The organism is Variovorax sp. 679, assembly GCF_003952185.1.
Taxonomy (GTDB): Bacteria; Pseudomonadota; Gammaproteobacteria; order Burkholderiales; family Burkholderiaceae_C; genus Variovorax.
The window spans coordinates 471,332-489,778 of the sequence record NZ_RXFS01000005.1; the positions used below are offsets into that span (position 1 = coordinate 471,332).

The window sequence follows — 18,447 nt, forward strand, 5'->3', positions numbered from 1 at the left end:
GCTTTTTCCGCCAGGGCAGCGTGCATGGCTGCATGGCCGGGACAAGCCATGTACCTGCATCCCCTCATTGCCAATGTGCCTCCCGCCGAGCGCGAGGCGCTTGTCCAGAGCTGCGAGCTGCGCTCCTTCAGGCGCAACGAGACAGTGCTCGCCGCCGACACCTGGACCGACCGCATCTACTGCGTGGCCAGCGGACTGCTGCGCGTGGTCGTCCACGGAAAGGCCAGCGCGCAAGTCGCCGACGTCACCACCGACTTCATCCGGCAGGACGACTTCTTCATGGGTCCTTCCCTTGCGCAGGACAGCTACCAGGCCCTGCAGACACTGGTTGCCGCATTGCCCTCGGTCGTCTATCTCGTGCCGGTGACCGCCATGCGGCACCTGTGCGCCGCGCACCCCGAGGTGGCCATGGGCCTGCTCGGGCTGGCGATGAAGCGCATGACCATCGTCAGAAGTCAACTACGCCGCATTTCAGCGCTGTCGGCCGAAGACCTGGTGATCCGAGTGCTGCACCAGCTCACGCTGCTCGCGCCGGCAAGCACCGGCGGATACGACAAGCGCATCACGCAATCGGTGATCGCCTCCTACTCGGGCCTTTCACGCGAGGTGGTCAACAAGACCATGCGCGCCATGGAAAGCCGCGGCCTCGTGCGCCGCGACGAGGGCGGCGTGCACGTGTCGCCCGACTTCGCCGCCACCGACTTCGGCGAGCTGCTGCCCGCGAGCCACAGTCTTCCCGATGCCGTGCCGCAGCAGATCGAGCCGCTGCTGCCGCCGCAACTCCTCGATTCGCTGCGCACGCGCAGGGGGCACGATCCCGGAGGAGACTGATACCCCCATGTTTATGTGTTTCGCCGATCGGCACGGGTGCGCATCATGCAGTCATGTACCTGCATCCACTGATGGCGGCCCTTCCGCCAGCGGAACGCGCGGCACTCGCCGAATGCAGCCGGCCCCGTTCCTACAAGCGCAACGAAGTCGTGCTGACGGCCGGCGAATCGACCGACCAGATCTATTGCGTCGCGAGCGGTCTGCTGCACGTGGTCACGCCCGGCCATGCCGAAGGCTCCGAGATGACGACGGAGCTCATAGGGCAGAACGACTTCTTCTTCGACCTCTCGATCAGGGAAGACAGCTACAGGTCGAAGCAGACGCTGATCGCCACCTTGCCCTCCTCGGTGTACCTGATGCCCATCGCGAGGATGCGCAGCCTCTGCGTGCGGCACCCCGAAGTCGCGCTGGGCCTGCTGGGGCTCACGATGAAGCGCATGAACGTGCTGCGCGACCAGTTCCGCCACATCTCCGTGCTGCCCGCCGAAGACCTGGTGATGCGCGTGCTGTACCAGCTCACCCGGCTGGCGCCGGTCGGCCCCGGCGGGTACGACAAGCGCATCACGCAATCGGTGATCGCCTCCTACTCGGGGCTCTCGCGCGAAATGGTCAACAAGATCATGCGCACCATGGAGAGCCGCGGCCTCGTGCGCCGCGACGAAGACGGCATTCACGTGACTGAGGATTTCGTCGAGACCGATTTTGCGTAGCGCGCGAGTTCCGGCCCGCTGCCGGAACGGCTTCAGTAGCCCGTCAATGGCCGCGCAACGACAGGGTGTCCGACGGCCGTTCGCCGAAGCGCGCACGGTACTGCGCCGCGAAATGCCCCAGATGAAGAAAACCGTACTTCTGAGCCACTTCGCGCACGCCGGCTCCGTTGACGCCGGCTGACGCCCGCAACTCGGCGCGCACCCTGTCGAGCCGGGTCTCGCGCAGGAACTCCATCGGTCCCTGTCCCGCATGCTGGCGGAAGGCCAGCTGCAAGGCCCGCGCGCTGCACCCGACTTCGCGGCATACGTCGGCCAGCGACAGAGGCTGGTCGGCATGCGCCTCCATGTACTCCTGAGCCTTGCGGACCGCACGCGGCAGCAGGCTGCGCCGCTGGCTGTCTCCGGCAAGGGCGCGGGAATGGTTGTGCCCCGCCGACATCAGCAGGCTGGCCATCAGGTACGCCTCGGCGTGCTCCGCCAGCGGGCCGCCGGGTTGCAGCGCATTGCCGGCATCGAGCGTGAGCCGCAGGTAGTCGATGAAATGCACCAGCGGCGCGAGCGTGGGGTTGTCGAGCGGCACGCCGAGATCGAACACCAGCGGCTTTCCGACGGGCGCCTGGAGCAAGGATTCGAGCCGCGAGAGCAGCGCGGGGCGCGCCAGCCGCACGATCAGGTGCGGGCTGTCGTCGGCCCAGCGCATCGACAGCAGTTCGGTGGGCGAGGGCAGCGAGGCCAGGCGGGGTGTCGCGTCCACATGCTGCGCGCCGCAACGGATTTCGGCGCCTCCGCGCAACGGAATCTGCAACAGGAAGAAATCCTGCAGGTAGCCCGGGTCGATCTGCACGCCGGGGCCGTACTGCACGTAGTTGAGGCTCACGTCCCGGTGCAGCCGTGCGCTGTGATGGCAGGCGTCGAGTTCGGTGCGGGGCCTCAGCATGACCAGCCCGTGCGGGCAGAACACGCGGGCCACGCTTTCACGAGCCTCGTCCATGTCGTGGCTCTCGAAAAGCCGATAGCGCTGCAGCGGCAGTGGGGTCGTGGCGGTTTCCATGGGGCGAAGGCACCCTAGCAAAAACCGTCCCCGCCCACAATTCGGGCCACCCCTCGCAAGAAAACTGCGCGCCAGGGACATGGCCTGCGTTTGCGGGACTCGCCGAGAGCCTCCCTGCCTCTAACGTTCGCTCCACAGGCCGCCCTGGCCTGTTGTCCGATGTTCGATCAACCGAGGAGAGCAAGCGTCATGTTCAAGGGACTCGAAGGCAGGAGCGCCATCGTCACCGGTGGTTCCACGCTGATAGGCGCCGGCGTGGTGCGTGCGCTGCACGCGGCCGGCGTGAAGGTCGTCATCGCCGACATCGATGCCGGCAACGGCCAGCCGCTGGCCGATTCGCTGGGCGCCGGCGCGCGCTTCGTGCGCACCGACATCACCGACGACGCGCAGGTGAAGGCCTGCGTGGCGGAAGCGGCCGCGCGCCACGGCGGCGTGCACTTTCTCGTCAACCTGGCCTGCTCCTACGTGGACGACGGCTTCAAGTCGCCGCGCGCCGACTGGCTCACCTCGTTCAACGTGAACGTGGCGAGCGCTGTGGCGATGCTGCAGGCCGTGCATCCGCACATGGTGGCCGCGGGTGGCGGGGCGGTGGTGAATTTCACGAGCATCTCGTCGAGCGTGGCCCAGACGGGCCGCTGGCTCTACCCGGTGAGCAAGGCCGCGATGGCGCAGCTCACGCGCAACATGGCGATGGACCTGGCACCCGACCGCATCCGCGTGAACAGCGTCTCGCCGGGCTGGACCTGGTCGGCCGTGATGAACCAGCTCACAAACGGTGACCGGGCCAAGACGGATCGCGTGGCCGCTCCCTTCCATCTGCTCGGGCGCGTCGGCGATCCCGACGAGGTGGCGCAGGTGGTGCTTTTCCTTTGCTCCGACCACGCGAGCTTCGTGACCGGTGCCGACTACGCGGTGGACGGCGGCTACTCCGCCATGGGCCCCGAACAGGCCGTGCCCGCCATTCCCAGGTTGATGGACTGACCCGCTCTCATCGGAGCATCGAGGAGTACAAGCAATGAAACGAATCGCCATCGTCGGCGCGGGCCAGTCGGGCCTGCAACTGGGTCTCGGACTGCTCGCCGCAGGCTACGAGGTCACGATGTTCAGCAACCGCACGGGCGAGGACATCCGCCAGGGCAAGGTCATGTCCAGCCAGTGCATGTTCCACACCTCGCTACAAATCGAGCGCGACCTGGGCCTGGACCACTGGGCGAGCGTATGTCCCACGGTGGACGGCATCGGGCTCGCCGTGCCGCATCCCGAGCAGAAGGGTGCCAAAGTCATCGACTGGGTCGCGCGGCTGAATTCGAGCGCGCAGTCGGTCGACCAGCGCGTGAAGATCCCGGCCTGGATGGACGAATTCAGGAAGAAGGGCGGCGAGCTGGTCTTCAAGGACGCGGGCATCGACGAGCTGGAGACCTGCACCCAGAGCCACGATCTCACGCTGGTGGCCAGCGGCAAGGGCGAGATCTCGAAGCTCTTCGAGCGCGACACCCACAAGTCCACCTACGACAAGCCCCAGCGTGCACTGGCGCTGACCTACGTGAAGGGCATGACGCCGCGCGAGCCGCACTCGGCCGTGTGCTTCAACCTGATTCCCGGCGTGGGCGAGTATTTCGTGTTCCCGGCGCTGACCACCACGGGCCCGTGCGAGATCATGGTGTTCGAGGGCGTGCCCGGCGGCCCGATGGATTGCTGGGCCGACGTGAAGACGCCGCAGGAGCACCTCGCGCGCAGCAAGTGGATCCTCGACGCCTTCACGCCTTGGGAAGCCGAGCGCTGCAGGGACATCGAACTCACCGACGACAACGGCATCCTCGCGGGCCGCTTCGCGCCGACCGTGCGCAAGCCGGTGGCGACGCTGCCTTCGGGCCGCAAGGTGCTGGGCCTGGCCGACGTGGTGGTGCTCAACGACCCGATCACGGGGCAGGGCTCGAACAACGCGGCCAAGTGCGCCGACACGTATCTCAGGAGCATCCTCGCGCGCGGCGACGGCGCGGCCGATGCGGCCTGGATGCAGCAGACCTTCGACCGCTACTGGTTCGGCTACGCGCAATGGGTCACGCAGTGGACCAACATGCTGCTGGCACCGCCGCCGCCCCATGTGCTCAACCTGCTCGGCGCCGCCGGCGCGATGCCGCCGCTGGCCAGTGCGTTCGCCAACGGCTTCGACGATCCGCGCACCTACTTCCCGTGGTTCGCCGATCCGGATGAAGCCGGGCGCTACATCGAGACCTGCGCGGCCGTCGCATAAGCCGGAGCGAAAGCATGAAGCGACGCGTGGCCATCGTCGGCGCCGGGCAGTCCGGCATGCAGCTCGCGCTGGGACTGCTGCGCGCGGGACACGAGGTGACGGTGTATTCGAACCGCAGTGCGCGGGACATCTTCGATGGGCCGGTGATGTCCAGCCAGTGCATGTTCGAGACCGCGCTGCAGACCGAACGCGAGCTGGGGCTGGACTGGTGGGCCGACGAATGTCCGCTGGTGGAGGGCATCGGCATGACGGTGCGCAATCCGGAGGGCGGCAAGGCCATCGAATGGAGCGCGAGGCTCGACGGGCCCGCGCAGTCGGTGGACCAGCGACTCAAGATACCCGCCTGGATGATCGAGTTCGAGAAGCGCGGCGGCAGGCTGGTGCTGCAGGACGTGGGGCTCGACGAACTGGAAGCCTGCGCGCAATCGAACGACCTCGTGGTCGTCGCGAGCGGCAAGGGCGAGATCTCGAAGCTCTTCGAGCGCGACGAGGCGCGTTCTCCATACGACCAGCCGCAGCGCGCGCTGGCACTGACCTACGTGAAGGGAATGAAGCCCACCCGGCCGCATGCGCGCGTGTGCTTCAACCTCATTCCCGGCGTGGGCGAATACTTCGTGTTCCCGGCGCTGACCACGACCGGCCCCTGCGAGATCATGGTGTTCGAAGGCGTGCCCGGCGGTCCGATGGATTGCTGGGAAGACGTGGAGACGCCGCGGGAGCACCTCGCGCGCAGCAAGCGGATCCTGGAAACCTTCCTGCCGTGGGAAGCCGAGCGATGCACCGACATCGAACTGACCGACGACAACGGCGTTCTCTCGGGCCGCTTCACGCCGGTGGTGCGCAAGCCGGTGGCGACGCTGCCTTCGGGGCGCAAGGTGCTGGGCCTGGCCGATGCGATCGTGCTCAACGACCCGATCACGGGGCAAGGCTCCAACAACGCCGCCAAGTGCGCCGACATCTACCTGAAGCGCATCCTCGAGAACGGCGATGCGCCCTTCGACGCCGAATGGATGCAGCAGACCTTCGACCGCTACTGGGAAGGCTATGCCCGCTGGGCCACCGACTGGACCAACAGCCTGCTCGCGCCGCCCCGGCCGCATCTGCAGAAGCTGTTGCAGAGCGCCACCCACATGCCCGCGGTGGCGGGCACCATCGTCAACGGCTTCGACGACCCGCGCGCGTTCGCGCCCTGGTGGTTCGATGCCACGGAGGCAGACCGCTTCCTGGAGGAGCGGGCGCGCGAGGCGGCCGTCGACCGCTTCGACCGGCGCGACTTCCGCAAGGCGCTCGGGCAGTTCAGCACCGGCGTCACCGTCATCACGACGCGGGCCATCGATGGCCGCCGCGTGGGCATGACCGCCAACTCGTTCTCGTCGGTGTCGCTCGATCCGCCGCTGGTGCTCTGGAGCCTGGCGCGGCAGGCACCGAGCGTGGGCGACTTCACTGGCGCCAGCCACTTCGCGATCAACGTGCTGGCGGCGAACCAGCATCACCTGTCGCGGCAGTTCTCCACGCCGCAGCCGGACAAGTTCGGCGGGGTGGACTGCTGCGAGGGTGCGGCCGGCGTGCCGCTGCTCAACGGCGTCATCGCACGCTTCGTGTGCCGCAACGTGAAGCAGTACGACGGCGGCGACCACCTCATCTTCATCGGCGAGGTCGAGCGCTACGAGCGCTTCGACGGCGAGCCGCTGGTCTTTCACTCGGGCTACTACCAGGTGACGACGCGACATCCGGAATGCGTGCAATGAGTACGCGACCCGCACCACCCATTCAATGAACGGAGCAATTCACATGCAGCAGAAAGCCCACGACGGCGCGCACCAGATCCGCATCCAGGCCACCGATGGAAGCGGCAGCTTCAGCGGCTATCTCGCCGTGCCACGCTCGGGCAGCGGCCCCGGTCTGGTGCTCGCGCAGGAGATCTTCGGCGTGAACGCCACGATGCGCGAGGTGGCCGACTACTACGCCGAGGAGGGCTACGTGGTGCTCGTGCCCGACCTGTTCTGGCGGCAGGAGCCCGGCGTGCAGCTCGGCTACTCGCCGGAAGACTGGCAGCGTGCCTTCGCCCTCTACCAGGGCTTCGACGAGGCCAAGGGCATGGAGGACATGCAAGCCTCCATCACCGCCTTGCGCGGTCGGCCCGAAGTGCAGGACGCCAAGGTCGGCGTGCTCGGCTTCTGCCTCGGCGGCAAGCTGGCCTACCTCAGCGCCTGCCGCACCGACGCGGACGTCGCCGTCGGCTACTACGGCGTGGGCATCGATGCCGCTCTCGACGAGGCCGACAACATCAAGCGCCCGCTCACGCTGCACATCGCCGAGCTCGACAAGTTCTGCCCGCCGGAGGCACGCGAGCGCATCGTCTCCACGCTCAAGGGCCGCCCCGGCGTGTCGCTGCACGTCTACCCCGGCATGGACCACGCCTTCGCCCGCATCGGCGGCGAGCATTTCCACAAGCCCTCGGCCCTGATGGCCCACGAGCGCAGCATTGCCACGCTGAAAGACGCCATCGGCCCGCACTACGACCTGCCCGCGCTGTGGGACAAGCACTGCGAATACGAGTTCGGCACCCGCAACGTCGACGACACCATGTCCACCATGGTGGCCGAGCCCTACGTCAACCACATCCCGACGATGACCGGCGGCGTGGGCTACAAGGCGCTGCACGCGTTCTATACGAACCACTTCGTCAACAGCAACCCGCCCGACACCTCGCTGGTGCCGATCTCGCGCACGGTGGGCGCCACGCAGGTGGTCGACGAGATGCTGTTCTGCTTCACCCACACCACCGAGATCCCGTGGATGCTGCCGGGCGTGGCGCCCACGGGCAAGCGCGTGGAGATTCCGCTGCTGGCCGTCATCAAGTTCCGAGGTGACAAGCTCTATCACGAGCACATCTACTGGGACCAGGCCAGCGTGCTGGTGCAGGTGGGGCTGCTCGATGCGAAGCTGCTGCCGGTGGCGGGCGTGGAGACGGCGCGCAAGCTGCTGGACGAGACGCTGCCGTCGAATACGCTGATGAAGCGCTGAGGGCTCAGTCCGAGGCTTTCACCGCATCGACGAGGAATCGCACGAAAGCCTTTCCCGCGGCGGGCAGCGAGCGGCCCGCCATTGTCTCGATGGCGAGATGCCGCTCGTGCATCTCGCGATCCTTCAAAGGAATGGCGACCAGCGCCTTGCTCTGCAGCAGCGTGCGGATCGACAGCGGCCCATAGAAGGCGATGGTGCCGCCACCTGCCGCCGCGAAGCTCAGCAGTGAATTCGCGTGGTTGCTGGACATCGCCAGTTCGTAGCGCAGCTCCTGCCGCGAGCAGCTGGCATCGAGCAGGCGGCGGATGGAGCTGTCTTCCTGCGGCAGCCCCAGCGGATAAGCGACCACCTGCCGGAGGGAAAGCTGCCGCTGTCTGGCCAGCGGGTGGTCCTTGGCCATCACGGCCAGGATGGGGCTGGGATGTCGCAGCTCGACCTCGATGCCTGGCTGGGGCAGGGCGCTGAGGGTGATGCCCACGTCGGTCTCGCCGTCGCGCACCAGCCTGGAGATGTCGGCGGGCGCGCAGACCTCCAGGTGAAAGCGGATGCCCGCGTGCTTGAGGCGGAACTGCGCGATCAGCCTGGGAATGAAGTCGAAGGCGAAGCCCTCGGTGCTTGCCACGCGCACATGGCCGGTGCGCAGGCCGCGCAGTCCGGCGATGTCGTTCGCGACCCGCTCGATGTCCTGCTGCGCGCGCTTGGCGTGAGCCGCCAGCAGTTCACCCGCGGCGTTGGGCACCATGCCGCGCGCATGGCGCTCGAACAGCAGCGTGTCGAGCTCGCGCTCCAGTCTTGCCACCTGCCGGCTCACCGCCGAGGGCGCCACGTTGAGCTTGAGAGCCGCCTCCTTCACGGAGCCTGTTTTCACGACCTCGAGAAAGTAGCGCACGGCGGTTTCCTGCAAGGCGCGAAGCTGCATGAATGGCTCCTGTTGCGTGGCTTCGGAGGGATGGGGTTCCGGGTGTCTCGATTGCCGATTCGGCAACGAAGAATTCTAAACATTGCGCTTGTGACACCGTCATGACGCTCCTAGGATGAAGCGGTTCTCTCCCCGAATCCCAGTCTTCCAGTCGAAATTCCAGGAGTTCCGATGAACCGCTTCCCGTTCGTAGCGCGCATGGCTTTGCTTTGCTGCAGCCTTGGTCTTGGCATCGTGCCGCTGGCTTCGCTTGCCGCGGAGACGGGCTTTCCGGTGCGCCCGGTCACGCTGGTCATTCCCTTCCCGCCGGGCGGCGCCACCGACGTCAACGGCCGCGTGATCGCGCAACGCCTGGGCAAGGAGCTCGGGCAGCCGGTGGTGATCGAGAACCGCGGCGGCGCCGGCACCGTGGTCGGCGCAAGCTATGTGGCGAAGTCCGCACCCGACGGGTACACGCTCCTGCTGAGTTCGGGCTCCACCTTCACGGTCAATCCCGCGATCCGCAGCAACCTGCCCTACGACCCGGTGAAGAGCTTCGAGCCGATCGGCATTGCCGGGCGCGTCGCGCTGATCCTGCTGGCGAACAGCGAGGTGCCGGTGCAGACGGTCAAGCAGTTCGTGGACTACGTGAAGGCCTCGCCTGGCAAGTATTCGTATGGTTCCTTTGGCACTGGCACCACCGCGCAGTTCGCGGGCGAAACCATGCTGCACGCCACCGGCCTCAAGATGACGCACGTGCCCTACAAGGGCAGTGCACCGGCCATGACCGACCTGATGGGCGGGCAGATCCCGTTCAGCATCGACACGGTGAGCGCGGCCGTCCCGCAGCTCAAGAGCGGCAAGATCAAGGCCATTGCGCTGACCACCGCGCGGCGCTCGGCGCTGCTGCCCGAGGTGCCCACCTTCGCCGAGAGCGGCTATGCCGAGGTCGACATGGATTCCTGGCTCATGCTCGCGGCACCGAAGGGCGTGCCCGCCGACGTGAAGGCAAGGCTGGAGAAGGCACTGGCCGCGACGATCGCCGATCCGGAGACGAAGGCCAGGCTGCTGGCCGCGGGGCTGGAGCCGAGCTACAGCAACGCCGCTGCGAGCGTCGAGCTGATCAACCGCGAACTGCCGATCATGCGTGCCGTCGCAGCCCGCGCCAACATCACCGCCGACTGATGAGCTTCACCAAAACCGCGCACGACACCGCCACGGAGCTCGTCGAGAAATCCGCCGTCGAACTGCGCCGCCTCATCGGCAGCAAACAGGTCTCGCCCGTCGAACTGCTCGAGGCCTGCATCGCTCGGATCGAGCGCGTGAACCCCTTCGTCAACGCGGTGACCGCCACCTGCTTCGAGCGCGCGCGCGCCGAAGCCAAGGCGGCGGAAAGCGCCGTGATGCGCGGCGATGCGCTCGGCCTGCTGCACGGCCTGCCGATGGGCGTGAAGGACCTGGAGCCCACCGAGGGGCTGCTCACGACCTGGGGCTCGCCGATCTACCGCGACCACGTGCCGACGGAAGACATCGAGCTCGTGGCGCGCCTGCGCCGCGCGGGTGCCATCGTGGCGGGCAAGACCAACGTGCCCGAGATGGGCGCCGGCGCCAACTCGCGCAACGACGTGTGGGGCGCCACCGGCAACCCCTTCAACCCGAACCTGAATGCCGGCGGCTCTTCCGGCGGCTCGGCCGCCGCGCTGGCTTGCGACATGCTGCCCGTGTGCACCGGCTCCGACACCGGCGGCTCGCTGCGCATTCCCGCGGCCAAGTGCGGCGTGGTGGGCTTCCGGCCTTCGCCGGGTGTCGTACCCAGCGTGCGCAAGCCGCTGGGCTGGACGCCCATCTCGGTCGTCGGCCCCATGGGCCGCACCGTGGAGGAAGCCTGCCTGCAGCTGGCGGCATCGGCAGGCATGAACGCCGGCGATCCGCTGAGCTATCCGCTGGACCCGCTGTCCTTCCTCACGCCGCAGCGCGTCGACCTTGGCAGGCTGCGCGTGGCATGGACCGAGGACTTCGGCACCTGCGCAGTGGACAACGACATCCGCACCACCTTCCGCCGGAAGATCGAAGCCATGCGTCACCTGTTCGCCCGCTGTGACGAGGTCAGCTTCGACATGGGCGAGGCGCACCGCTGCTTCGACGTGCTGCGCGCCGAGGCCTTCGTGGCCGGCATGCAGGCGGCCTACGAGCGAGACCCGGACAGCTTGGGCCCCAACCCGCGCGCCAACTACGAGATGGGCGCGAAGATGAGCCTGCTCGACAGCGCCTGGGCGCAGGCCGAGCAGACGCGGCTTCTCAAGCGCTTCCAGGCGACCTTCGCCGACTACGACCTGGTGCTGTCGCCGACCACGCCCGTCTCGCCCTTCCCATGGACGCAGCTGTACGCAGCGGCCATCAACGGCGAGCCGCAGGCCAACTACTACCGCTGGCTGGCGCTGACCTACGTGGTCACGCTGACCACGCATCCTGCGATTGCGCTGCCTTGCGGCCTCGACCACGCGGGCATGCCTTTCGGGCTGCAGGTGGTGGGTGGATTCAGGGCCGACCACCAGCTGCTCGGTGCGGCGCATGCGATGGAGGCGGCGTTCGCGTCCGACCCGCGCCTGTGCCGGCCGATTCCCGACCTGAGCGCGTTGCGCGCGGCCGAGCCGGCGCTGAAGTCGATCGTGAAGACGCCGCCCGTTTTCGGCGACAGCCGCCTCGCCGCGTCCGCCGCCGTATCGGCCGTCTGAGGCAGCGCCTTACGCGTCCGCCACCGCGTAGGGCGTGAACCGGCTTTCGTTCTCGTTCACGTCCAGCGCCCGGCCGATGAACGGGAACGCCCGCTGAGGGCAGGCCACGCGCTCGCACACCTTGCAGCCCATGCCGATGGGCGTGGGCACGTCCTGGTCGGCCAGGTCGAGTCCCTTGGAATAGATCAGGCGCGGCGCATGCCGGATGTCGCAGCCCAGGCCGATGGCGAAGGTCTTGCTGGGCGAGTCGAAGCCGCGCTGCCCGTGCGACACCGTGCGCGCCACCCACAGGTAGGTGCGTCCGTCGGGCATGCGCGCGAGCTGCCGCAGCACGCGCCCGGGCTGCGCGAAGGCCTCGTACACGTTCCACAGCGGGCAGGTGCCACCGGTCTTCGAGAAGTGGAAGTGCGTGGCCGACTGCCGCTTCGAAATGTTGCCCGCGCGGTCCACGCGAATGAAGAAGAAGGGCACGCCCGGCGCGCCGGGCCGCTGCATGGAGCTGAGGCGATGGCACACCGTCTCGAAGCCCACGCCGAAGCGGCGCGCCAGCAGGTCGATGTCGTAGCGCAGCGTTTCCGCGGCTTTCAGGAACGGGCCGTAGGGCAGCAGCAGGGCACTGGCGAAGTAGTTCGCCAGTCCGATGCGGGCCAGTGCGTGCGTCGGAGCGTCGTCGAAGCCGGCGCCTTCGAGCAATGACTCGATCAGCTGCGTCTGCTCCAGCAGTGCCAGCTGGGTCACCAGCTGGAACGACTGCTGGCCGGGCTCCAGGCCGCCCGACAGGCGCAGCACGCGGCTGGCGGGGTCGTAGCGGCGCTGGCTGTCGATGGCGTCGTCGTCTGTTGGTACCACGCGCACGCCGTGCTGCTTCAGGAGCCGCGACTGCAGCCATTCGGACAGCGGGCCGCCGTGGCCGCGCGCTTCTTCCGCAAGCCTTTCCGCCTGCAGGTCCAGTTCCTCGAAGTGGTTCTGGTGGGCGAAGAAGAAGTCGCGCACGGCCTCGAAGGGCATGGGGCGGGCATTCGTGAGCTCGCCGCGTCCGTCGCCGAGTTCGGTCGCCATGATCTCCAGGCGCTCCATCGCTTCCTGGTGGCGGCGGTGCAGCGCGAGCAGCGCACGTGCCACGGCCGGCATCTGCGAGGCCACCTCACGCAACTCGGGCAGCGCGACGGCTTCTCCACCGGGGTTGTCGGCCAGCGCATCGCGCATGCTCGAGACGAGGCGGGCCTCCTCGTCTTCCGAGAACTGCTGCACGTCGACGCCGAGCGTGCGGCTGATCTTGAGCAGCACGGCCACGGTGAGCGGCCGCTGGTTCTGCTCCAGCTGGTTCAGGTAGCTGGGCGACAGGCCCAGCGCCTGGGCCAGCGCCACCTGCGTCATGCCGCGTTCGGCGCGCAGCTTGCGCAGGCGCACGCCCATGAAGGTCTTGCTCATCGTGTGGCTCCTTGGAAAAGCGCGCCGTACTGCGGAAGCGGAATTCGACTATTCGCAAGATTTGCAAAACAGCGGCTCTTCATTCGCAATGATTGGCTTATTCAGTCCTTCATTATGGGCACGCATTTGCGTAAATTGCGAACCATGACAAACCGGAACACGGCGCTCGAACTCACGGAAATCGTGTTCCCGGAGCATGCGAACCACTACGGCACGCTGTTCGGCGGCAACGCCCTGATGCTGATGTCCAAGGCGGCCTTCCTGGCGGCGCGGGCCTTCGCCCAGGCCGACGTGGTGATGGCCGGCTGCGGCGACGCTCAGTTCCTCGCGCCCGTGCCGGTCGGCAGCGTGCTGCGGCTGCGCGCATGGGTCAGCCGCCAGGGCCGCAGCTCGCTCACGGTCAGCGTCACCGGCAGCTTCGAGCAGTTGGGGCACGCGCCGCGCGAGGCGCTGCGCTCCTTCTTCGAGATGGTCGCCGTCGACAAGGGCGGGCGGCCCACGCGCATACCAAAGGCACACCCGAATCCAGAAAAGGAAGAAGCATGAGCGACACCGCAACCCCCACGGCTCCCGGCATCAAGCCCAAGAAATCGGTGGCCCTGTCCGGCGTCACGGCCGGCAACACCGCGCTGTGCACCGTCGGGCGCACCGGCAACGACCTGCACTACCGCGGCTACGACATCCTCGACATCGCCGAGGTTTGCGAGTTCGAGGAAGTCGCGCATCTGCTGGTGCACGGCAAGCTGCCCACGGCGGCGGAACTGCGCGCCTACAAGGCGAAGCTCAAGTCGATGCGCGGCCTGCCCGCGAGCCTGAAGGAGGCGCTCGAACAGCTGCCCGCCGGCGCGCATCCGATGGATGTGATGCGCACCGGCGTCTCGTCGCTGGGTTGCATGCTTCCCGAGAAGGAAGACCACAACCTGCCGGGCGCGCGCGACATTGCCGACCGGCTGATGGCTTCGCTGGGCTCGATGCTGCTGTACTGGTACCACTGGTCGACGCAGGGCAGGCGCATCGACGTCGAGACCGACGACGACTCGATAGGCGCGCACTTCCTGCACCTGCTGCATGGCCGCAAGCCCCCGGCGATCTGGGAGCGCGCGATGCACACCTCGCTCAACCTCTACGCCGAGCACGAGTTCAACGCCTCGACCTTCACCGCGCGCGTGGTGGCCGGCACCGGCTCAGACATGTACTCGGCCATCACCGGCGCCATCGGCGCGCTGCGCGGTCCCAAGCACGGCGGCGCCAACGAGGTGGCCTTCGAGGTCCAGAAGCGCTACGACTCGCCCGCCGAGGCCGAGGCCGACATACGCCGCCGTGTGGAGGCCAAGGAAGTGGTGATCGGCTTCGGCCACCCGGTCTACACCGTGAGCGACCCGCGCAACGTGGTCATCAAGGGCGTGGCGAAGTCGCTCTCGCAGGAAGCCGGCTCGACCAAGATGTTCGACATCGCCGAGCGGCTGGAGAGCGTGATGTGGGAGGCCAAGAAGATGTTTCCCAATCTCGACTGGTTCAGCGCCGTGAGCTATCACATGATGGGCGTGCCCACGGCGATGTTCACGCCGCTGTTCGTCATCGCGCGCACCTCGGGCTGGGCGGCGCACATCATCGAGCAGCGCGTCGACAACAAGATCATCCGGCCGAGCGCCAACTACACCGGTCCCGAGGACCTGGCCTTCGTGCCCATCGAGGCGCGCGCCTGAGGCGCGGAGTTCGCCGGTCCAGGGTTCATGCAGTCTCCGAGCGTTCAAGGCGGGTTTGCCGGACAGGCGCAAACTAGCGCCTGCCACCGCGATGGCACGCCGTTGCGGGACGCATGACAACAACACTGGAGACAAACCGCATGACCCTGAATCGCCGCGCCTTTTCGTCAGCCGCCCTGGCCGGGCTGGCATTGCCTCTCGCCCGCACGGGCTGGGCCCAGGAAGCCTTTCCGTCCAAGCCGCTGCGCATCGTGTGCCCCTTCGCGCCCGGCGGAGGTTCCGACTTCATCGCCCGCATCGCCGCGAACGTGTTGACCCAACAGCTGGGCCAGTCGGTGGTGGTGGACAACCGGCCCGGCGCCGGCGGCACCATCGGCACCGAATACGCGCTGCACACACCGGCCGACGGCTACACGCTGCTGCTGGTGGCGGGCAGCTACACCGTCAATCCCTCGCTCTACAAGCTTCGCTTCGACCCGGTGGGCGACATGAGCCCGGTGATCCAGCTCTCCAAGGGCGCCTACGTGCTGTGCGTCAACCCGGCGAAGGTGCAGGCGAAGAACCTGCGCGAGCTGCTGGCCTTCGCGCGCCAGAACCCCGGCAAGCTGACCTTCGCCTCCGCCGGCAACGGCAGCCACCTGCACATCGTGAGCGAGTACATGTTCGGCATGGCGAAGGTCAAGGCCACGCACATCCCGTACCGCGGCACGGGGCCGGCGGTGACCGACCTCGTGGCGGGCAACGTCGACATGCTGATCGCGGGCACCGAGGCGCTGATGCCGCACGTGCAGTCGGGCCGGCTGCGCGCCTTCGCTGTCACCACCGCGCAGCGGCTGCAGGCGTACCCCGACATTCCCTCGATCGCCGAGGCCGGCGGGCTGCCCGACTACGACGTGGTGGCCTGGCACGGGCTGGTCGCGCCCAAGGGCGTGCCGCCGGCCGTGCTCGCAAAACTCAACGGCGCGCTGGCCACTGGCCTGAAGGCACCCGAGCTCGGCGCCAAGCTGGACCCCACCGGCGTGTCGCCGGCAGGCGGCACGTCGGAGCAGTTCGGCGCACTGATCCGCGCGGAGATTCCGCGCTATGCCAAGGTCGTGAAGGACAACGACATCCGCTCCGAGTGAGCCCTTGCCGGCACGCCGGCCCCACAGACAGATTCGTCACGATGAACCCACGATTCCGAAAACCGCTTCCCGGCACCGCGCTGGACTACATCGATGCCCGGGCCGCCGTCGACGCACTGCGCCCCGGCGCCTGGAGCACGCTGCCCTACACCGCGCGCGTGCATGCCGAGAACCTGGTGCGCCGCTGCGACCCGGGCATCCTCGACGAATGCCTTCTGCAGCTGGTCGAACGCCGCCGCGACCGTGACTTTCCGTGGTTTCCGGTGCGCGTGGTCTGCCACGACATCCTGGGCCAGACCGCGCTGGTCGATCTCGCGGGCCTGCGCGATGCGATAGCGGCCGAGGGCGGCGACCCCGCGCAGGTGAATCCGGTGGTGCCGGTGCAGCTGATCGTCGACCATTCGCTGGCTGTGGAGTGCGGTGGATTCGATCCGCAGGCCTTCGAGAAGAACCGGCGGATCGAGGATCGCCGCAACGAAGACCGCTTCCATTTCATCGACTGGACGAAGCGCGCCTTCGCCAACGTCGACGTGATCCCGGCGGGCAACGGCATCATGCACCAGATCAACCTGGAGAAGATGTCGCCGGTGGTCTACGTGCAGGACGGGCTGGCCTTTCCCGACACCTGCGTGGGCACCGACAGCCACACGCCGCACGTCGATGCGCTCGGCGTGATCGCGGTGGGCGTGGGCGGCCTCGAAGCCGAGAACGTGATGCTCGGCCGCGCCTCGTGGATGCGGCTGCCCGACATCGTCGGCGTGGAGCTCACCGGCCGCCGCCAGAGCGGCATCACGGCCACCGACATCGTGCTGGCGCTCACCGAGTTCCTGCGCAAGGAGAAGGTGGTGGGCGCCTACCTGGAGTTCTTCGGCGAAGGTGCCCGCAGCCTGACCATCGGCGACCGCGCCACCATCTCCAACATGTGCCCCGAGTACGGCGCCACCGCGGCGCTGTTCTACGTGGACGAGCAGACGCTGGCCTACCTGAGGCTCACCGGCCGAGAGGAAGAGCAGGTCGCGCTTGTCGAGACCTATGCGAAGACTGCCGGCTTCTGGGCCGACGCGCTCGCGACCGCCAGCTACGAACGCGTACTGCGCTTCGACCTCTCGAGCGTGGTGCGCAACATGGCCGGCCCCTCCAACCCGCACCGGCGGCTGCCGACTTCGCAGCTGGCCGAGCGCGACATCGCCGTCGGCCTGGCAGAGGCACGCAAGCAGGAGGCCGCCGGCCTGATGCCCGACGGCGCCGTGATCATCGCGGCCATCACCTCGTGCACCAACACATCGAACCCGCGCAACGTGATCGCGGCCGGCCTGCTGGCGCGCAATGCCAACCGGCTGGGCCTGCAGCGCAAGCCCTGGGTCAAGTCCTCGCTGGCGCCGGGCTCGAAGGCCGTGGAGCTCTACCTGCGCGATGCGGGCCTGCTGCCCGAGCTGGAAGAGCTCGGCTTCGGCATCGTCGCCTTCGCCTGCACCACCTGCAACGGCATGTCGGGCGCGCTCGATCCGAAGATCCAGCAGGAGATCGTCGAGCGCGACCTCTACGCCACCGCTGTGCTCTCGGGCAACCGCAACTTCGACGGCCGCATCCATCCCTATGCGAAGCAGGCCTTCCTGGCATCGCCGCCGCTGGTGGTGGCGTATGCCATTGCGGGCACGATGCGCTTCGACATCGAGCGCGACATGCTCGGCGTGGTCGAGGGCAAGGAGATCCGCCTGGCCGACCTCTGGCCGTCCGACGAGGAGATCGACGCCATCGTCGCAGCCTCCGTGCGGCCCGAGATGTTCCGCAAGGTGTACGAGCCCATGTTCGCGATCCATGCGGACAGCGGCGAGAAGGCGAGCCCGCAATACGACTGGCGGCCGCAATCGACCTACATCCGCCGCCCGCCCTACTGGGACAGCGAAGGCGTGGGGGCGCTGGCCGCCAACCCGCGCACGCTGCGCGGCATGCGACCGCTGGCACTGCTGCCGGACAACATCACGACCGACCACCTGTCGCCTTCCAACGCGATCCTGCCCGACAGCGCCGCCGGCGAGTACCTCGCGAAGATGGGCTTGCCGGAGGAGGACTTCAATTCCTACGCTACGCACCGGGGCGACCACCTGACGGCCATGCGCGCCACCTTCGCGAATCCGCAGCTCGTCAACGAGATGGCGGTGGTCGACGGCGTGCAGAAGAAGGGATCGCTCGCGCGCATCGAGCCAGAGGGCAGGGTGGTGCGCATGTGGGAGGCGATCGAGACCTACCTGGACCGCCGGCAGCCGCTGATCATCGTGGCCGGCGCCGACTACGGCCAGGGCTCCTCGCGCGACTGGGCCGCCAAGGGCGTGCGCCTGGCCGGCGTGGAGACGGTGGTGGCCGAGGGCTTCGAACGCATCCACCGCACCAACCTCATCGGCATGGGCGTGCTGCCGCTGGAGTTCAGGCCCGGCACCACGCGCCTCACGCTGGGACTGGACGGCACCGAGACCTACGACGTGATCGGCGAGCGCACCCCGCGCGCCGGGCTGACGCTGCTGGTTCACCGCAGGGGCGGCGACGCCCTGCGGGTGCCCGTGACCTGCCGGCTGGACACGGCCGAGGAAGTGTCCATCTACGAGGCGGGCGGCGTGCTGCAGCGTTTTGCGCAAGACTTCCTGGCCGAGAGCAAGTCGGCGGCCTGAGACAACCCACATCA

At 67.9% G+C, this 18,447-nt stretch carries 15 protein-coding genes and 1 pseudogene; 13 read left to right on the forward strand and 3 right to left on the reverse strand.

The annotated features are described in order from the left end of the window. Nucleotides 1-48 precede the first annotated feature (48 nt). Nucleotides 49-831 carry a Crp/Fnr family transcriptional regulator gene (locus EJO71_RS15560; protein WP_125949226.1) on the forward strand — a complete coding sequence of 261 codons (783 nt, stop codon included), beginning with the start codon at nt 49-51 and terminating at the stop codon, nt 829-831. Between the two features lie 53 nt (nt 832-884). Then, a complete protein-coding gene (locus EJO71_RS15565; protein WP_125949225.1) occupies nt 885-1,541 on the forward strand; it encodes a Crp/Fnr family transcriptional regulator in 657 nt (218 codons plus the stop codon). Nucleotides 1,542-1,584: 43 nt separating this feature from the next. Here EJO71_RS15565 and EJO71_RS15570 read toward each other — a convergent pair whose 3' ends face one another. Continuing rightward, nucleotides 1,585-2,592 (reverse strand): AraC family transcriptional regulator, encoded by a 1,008-nt coding sequence (locus tag EJO71_RS15570; protein ID WP_125949224.1) that lies wholly within the window; start codon nt 2,590-2,592, stop codon nt 1,585-1,587. Between the two features lie 189 nt (nt 2,593-2,781). Between EJO71_RS15570 and EJO71_RS15575 the strand changes: the two genes are divergently transcribed. The 5 genes and pseudogenes from EJO71_RS15575 to EJO71_RS15590 all read left to right on the forward strand — a co-directional run bounded on the left by EJO71_RS15575 (nt 2,782) and on the right by EJO71_RS15590 (nt 7,873). Then, the gene (locus tag EJO71_RS15575) at nt 2,782-3,573 is read left to right on the forward strand and encodes an SDR family oxidoreductase (RefSeq protein WP_125949223.1); all 792 of its coding nucleotides are present in this window, start codon (nt 2,782-2,784) and stop codon (nt 3,571-3,573) included. A gap of 34 nt (nt 3,574-3,607) precedes the next feature. Then, the gene (locus tag EJO71_RS15580; RefSeq protein WP_125949222.1) at nt 3,608-4,846 is read left to right on the forward strand and encodes a styrene monooxygenase/indole monooxygenase family protein; all 1,239 of its coding nucleotides are present in this window, start codon (nt 3,608-3,610) and stop codon (nt 4,844-4,846) included. Between the two features lie 14 nt (nt 4,847-4,860). Continuing rightward, nucleotides 4,861-6,075: pseudogene (locus EJO71_RS35015) on the forward strand (styrene monooxygenase/indole monooxygenase family protein); the annotation flags it as partial. Further along, nucleotides 6,070-6,594 carry a flavin reductase family protein gene (locus EJO71_RS34760; RefSeq protein WP_240651410.1) on the forward strand — a complete coding sequence of 175 codons (525 nt, stop codon included), beginning with the start codon at nt 6,070-6,072 and terminating at the stop codon, nt 6,592-6,594. The pseudogene EJO71_RS35015 and the gene EJO71_RS34760, both read left to right, overlap by 6 nt. A 43-nt stretch (nt 6,595-6,637) precedes the next feature. Continuing rightward, the gene (locus tag EJO71_RS15590; RefSeq protein ID WP_125949220.1) at nt 6,638-7,873 is read left to right on the forward strand and encodes a dienelactone hydrolase family protein; all 1,236 of its coding nucleotides are present in this window, start codon (nt 6,638-6,640) and stop codon (nt 7,871-7,873) included. A gap of 4 nt (nt 7,874-7,877) precedes the next feature. On the opposite strand, the gene EJO71_RS15595 is transcribed toward EJO71_RS15590, so the two are convergent. Continuing rightward, nucleotides 7,878-8,792: a LysR family transcriptional regulator gene (locus tag EJO71_RS15595; RefSeq protein ID WP_125949219.1), complete on the reverse strand. Its 915-nt coding sequence runs from the start codon at nt 8,790-8,792 to the stop codon at nt 7,878-7,880. A gap of 198 nt (nt 8,793-8,990) precedes the next feature. Here EJO71_RS15595 and EJO71_RS15600 point away from each other — a divergent pair, with 198 nt between their 5' ends. Both EJO71_RS15600 and EJO71_RS15605 read left to right on the forward strand, forming a co-directional pair. After that, nucleotides 8,991-9,956: a tripartite tricarboxylate transporter substrate binding protein gene (locus tag EJO71_RS15600; RefSeq protein WP_240651409.1), complete on the forward strand. Its 966-nt coding sequence runs from the start codon at nt 8,991-8,993 to the stop codon at nt 9,954-9,956. Further along, nucleotides 9,956-11,506 carry an amidase family protein gene (locus EJO71_RS15605; RefSeq protein ID WP_125949217.1) on the forward strand — a complete coding sequence of 517 codons (1,551 nt, stop codon included), beginning with the start codon at nt 9,956-9,958 and terminating at the stop codon, nt 11,504-11,506. The genes EJO71_RS15600 and EJO71_RS15605 overlap by 1 nt, the downstream gene beginning before the upstream one ends. A 9-nt stretch (nt 11,507-11,515) precedes the next feature. Here the strand turns inward: EJO71_RS15605 and EJO71_RS15610 are convergent, their stop codons facing one another. Further along, nucleotides 11,516-12,937 (reverse strand): short-chain fatty acyl-CoA regulator family protein, encoded by a 1,422-nt coding sequence (locus EJO71_RS15610; protein WP_125949216.1) that lies wholly within the window; start codon nt 12,935-12,937, stop codon nt 11,516-11,518. A gap of 144 nt (nt 12,938-13,081) precedes the next feature. Here EJO71_RS15610 and EJO71_RS15615 point away from each other — a divergent pair, with 144 nt between their 5' ends. The 4 genes from EJO71_RS15615 (at nt 13,082) to acnD (ending at nt 18,433) form a co-directional block, all read left to right on the forward strand. Then, nucleotides 13,082-13,483: a hotdog domain-containing protein gene (locus tag EJO71_RS15615; RefSeq protein ID WP_125949215.1), complete on the forward strand. Its 402-nt coding sequence runs from the start codon at nt 13,082-13,084 to the stop codon at nt 13,481-13,483. Further along, on the forward strand, nt 13,480-14,643 hold the full coding sequence (gene prpC, locus EJO71_RS15620) for a 2-methylcitrate synthase (RefSeq protein WP_125949214.1): 1,164 nt from the start codon (nt 13,480-13,482) through the stop codon (nt 14,641-14,643). Before EJO71_RS15615 ends, prpC begins: the two co-directional genes overlap by 4 nt. A 140-nt stretch (nt 14,644-14,783) precedes the next feature. Next, on the forward strand, nt 14,784-15,767 hold the full coding sequence (locus EJO71_RS15625) for a tripartite tricarboxylate transporter substrate binding protein (protein ID WP_125949213.1): 984 nt from the start codon (nt 14,784-14,786) through the stop codon (nt 15,765-15,767). 41 nt (nt 15,768-15,808) lie between these two features. Beyond that, nucleotides 15,809-18,433 carry a Fe/S-dependent 2-methylisocitrate dehydratase AcnD gene (gene acnD / locus EJO71_RS15630; RefSeq protein ID WP_125949212.1) on the forward strand — a complete coding sequence of 875 codons (2,625 nt, stop codon included), beginning with the start codon at nt 15,809-15,811 and terminating at the stop codon, nt 18,431-18,433. Nucleotides 18,434-18,447: the final 14 nt, after the last annotated feature.